This window comes from Phocaeicola sp. RTP21198st1_B8_RTP21198_201120 (assembly GCF_040929485.1).
Lineage (GTDB): Bacteria > Bacteroidota > Bacteroidia > Bacteroidales > Bacteroidaceae > Phocaeicola > Phocaeicola dorei.
This window is the reverse complement of sequence record NZ_JBCOCI010000022.1, coordinates 1-3,199: the sequence shown is the minus strand read 5'-3', so window position 1 is coordinate 3,199 and position 3,199 is coordinate 1. Positions and strand designations below refer to the sequence as shown.

The 3,199-nt window shown below is 51.0% G+C and carries 2 protein-coding genes and 2 pseudogenes; 2 read left to right on the top strand and 2 right to left on the bottom strand.

The genetic code is table 11. The features are described 5' to 3' along the window. Together AB5935_RS10420 and AB5935_RS10415 are read left to right on the top strand one after the other, a co-directional pair. A pseudogene (locus AB5935_RS10420) lies at positions 1–201 on the top strand (hypothetical protein); the annotation flags it as partial. After that, the gene (locus AB5935_RS10415) at positions 198–2,120 is read left to right on the top strand and encodes a DnaB-like helicase C-terminal domain-containing protein (protein WP_185150382.1); all 1,923 of its coding nucleotides are present in this window, start codon (positions 198–200) and stop codon (positions 2,118–2,120) included. The pseudogene AB5935_RS10420 and the gene AB5935_RS10415, both read left to right, overlap by 4 nt. Positions 2,121–2,507: 387 nt before the next feature. Here AB5935_RS10415 and AB5935_RS10410 read toward each other — a convergent pair whose 3' ends face one another. Continuing rightward, entirely contained in the window at positions 2,508–2,822 is a 315-nt protein-coding gene (locus AB5935_RS10410) for a hypothetical protein (RefSeq protein ID WP_007832493.1), read from the bottom strand. A 170-nt stretch (positions 2,823–2,992) separates the two neighbouring features. Beyond that, positions 2,993–3,199, bottom strand: a pseudogene (locus tag AB5935_RS10405) (N-acetylmuramoyl-L-alanine amidase); the annotation flags it as partial.

The window sequence follows — 3,199 nt, the reverse complement described above, 5'->3', positions numbered from 1 at the left end:
AGGCCCACCCGTCTTTTTCTGGAAGAAAAGCTGAAAGAAAGGAGCAGGATGCAAAATGAATCGACATCACTCTCGCCCTACGAAACGTACAATCCGCTGACCGGCGAACGTTCGTACTGCGGAGTTCTTCTTCCCGGCAATGCACCACCGCGCCCCAACGGACGTGCCACCTGGGATAACCTGAAACAGAGCTGGATATGACGCGCGAAGAACATGCAGACTATGTGCGGTGGCTGAAAAGCCTGCCGCGCAGAAAGGACCATTTCCGTATGCCTTGTCCCGAATGTTCCGCAACGCGAAGCAATCCCAAAGATCCTTCGTTCAGTGTGCATATCACCCGTGAAGGGGGATGGGCGAAATGCTTTCATTGTGATTTCGCCATAGCGTGGAACGAAGACGAGATGTGGAAAAGAGAACAGAAACAACAAGACCGGGAACGGCAGAAACAGCAGAAGGATGCATCGCAGCACCATAACACGTCGCAGCACCACGATGCAGCATCGCAGCAACGTAACACGGCGCAACGCAAACCGCACATCCCCCTGCAACCGCCTGTACATTACGTATGCCCGGTAATTAATAAAAACAAACAAATTATGAATGGAGAAATGATGGAATACATGGTCGGCAGACGAGGTATTCCGATGGACGTCCTGACAAGGATGAAGATAGAGGAACGCTTGGAATTCCTGCCGCAGACCGGCAAGGAAGAAGCCTGCATCTGCTTCCCTTACCTGGAGGACGGAGTAATGAAAAACATGAAATTCCGGGATGCCGCAAAGCATTTCAAGATGGTGAAAGGAGCCGAGCTGATTCCTTGGAACATAGACGCCATAAAAGGAAAGGAAAAGTGCTACATCACCGAAGGCGAGATAGATGCCCTCAGCCTGATAGCCGCAGGACTGGAAGAAGTGGTGTCCGTACCCAACGGAGCCGGAGGCGCGAACCTTCAGTGGCTGGACCGCTTCGTGGAGTCGCACTTCGATGACAAGACGGAAATTATCCTGGCCATGGATACCGACAAGCGCGGAGTGGAGTTGCGCGACGAACTGGTGCGCCGCCTGGGCATGGACCGCTGCAAGGTGGTGGCCTGGGGAGAAGGCTGCAAGGATGCCAACGAGTATCTGTTGAAGTACGATCTTCCGAGGCTCCGCCAACAGGTGGAGCAGGCGGCGGAAATCCCGTTGGAAGGAGTCTTCTGCCCCATGGACGAATGGGATACGCTGATGGATATTTATTACAACGGAATGCCGGAAGGAGCCGATACGGGACTGGAGAATCTGGACCGGCTGATCAAGTTCGAGCGTGGTTTTGTGCTCACGGTCACAGGCGTTCCCGGTAGCGGAAAAAGCGAGTTTGTGGACGAAATTGCCATGCGCCTGCTCCTGCGCCACGATTGGAAGGTGGGCTATTTCAGCCCGGAGAATACCCCGCTGGCCTATCACTACCGCAAGCTGATACGCCGCGTGGTGGGCAAGCGTTTCGAACACAAAGGGATGCCGTTGCCGGAAGCTGGACAGGCCATCCGTTACCTGGCACAGAGTGTCTTCTCCATTATGCCGAAAGAGGACTTCTCGGTAGAGAGCGTGCTCCGCATTGCCGCCCAACTGGTAAGCCGGAAAGGAGTGAAGGTGCTGGTAGTGGACCCCTTCAACCGCTTCGAGCATCAGATTCCCGACTGGGAGACGGAAACGCAGTACATCAGCCGCATCTTCGACGAGTTCTCCAATTTTGCCGTGAAGCACAAGGTGTTGCTCATTCTGGTGGCGCATCCCACCAAGTTGCGCCGCGAACCGGGAAGCAAACGCTGGCCTGTGCCCACGCTGTATGATATCAACGGCTCGGCGGCTTTTTTCAACAAGACGGATTATGGAATGGTGATAGACCGTAACGATGAGCTGGGGCAGGTGCTGGTGCGTGTGGCCAAGGTACGTTTCGACCATCTGGGCGGACCGGGAGATGCTTTTTTCGCCTTCAGCACTTACAACGGACGCTACACCCCTACCGAGGAGAGGACCTTGGATCATAATCCGCCCGAACCGAAGTGGGAGCATACCAATTTCCTGACAGAGAAGCTGAAGCCCGAACAGCAGGGCCTGGGGTTTAATGAGGGGGAATGAAGAAGTTGAATGTTGCTGTTCCTGAATAACTTGGGGATAGGAGAAGGGAGATGTCAAAACAAAAAGGACAGCCCCGAAAAGTTACAGATAGTAATTATAACATGTAAAAGGATCGTATCAAGCTCTGTATGGAGTAATGATACGACCCTTTCTTTAGTCTTTTAGGATGCTCAAATTTCAGATTATAAGTTCATGTTTTCAAAAACTGAGTTTTGACACCCGCTTTTTAGGTCTTGTAGTTACAATCTGTAACTTTTCGGAGTAGTCATTTGATTTTGACATACCCCTTTAAAAGTTGTTTACAAGTAGATCATGTTGCCGGCAGGTTTTACTGATTACTGACCATTCCTCAGTGATCACTGATCATTCCTCATTAATCATTAGCCACTAAAATCCTCTCCACCGTTCCCGTTTTATCTCCTCGCACTGCCGTCGCTGCCATGCGGGCATTATTTTCTCCAGCTCTTTCAGTTTCCATCCTTTCATAAAACGTATTTCGTCTTTCTCCTGCTCCGTGCACAGGCTGATGCGCAGCAGTTCGGGATAGAGCACCTGTATATGGAAAATCTTGGCTCTCCACAGCAGCATGGACATCTGCCAGGGGGTGAGGGCATGGATGCGGTTCAGGGTGAGCAGCATTTCCAGATAATGACGGTAGAAGGCTTTGTCCACGGTCATGAGTTGGTTTATCAGATAGTTCATTTTTATTATTGTTAAATGAAAAGATTAGTTGAATGGATAGTCAGGAAATCAAAGCGGAGGAAAGGAATGCTATCTTTGGAGAAATCATCCTTGGATACAGTATCTTTGAAGAAGCCTCTTTGAAAACAAACAGTTCTCATTGGAAACCCTATCTTTGGAGAAAGCTTCCCTTAAAAGCGGTATTCCTTCACAGCATCAAAACAAGGACACGGCTTCACGGGATTCAAGTCATGATGCCCCACTATCAACGCTTTGGGGAACAGGAGGCGCAGCTCGCGCAGCAGTGCCAGCATACTTCCCTTCTGCATCAGAGTACGCGTATCGGCAGGTGTGCAGTCCGCCGAGAGTCCGCCCTCATAGCAGATGCCGATAGAATG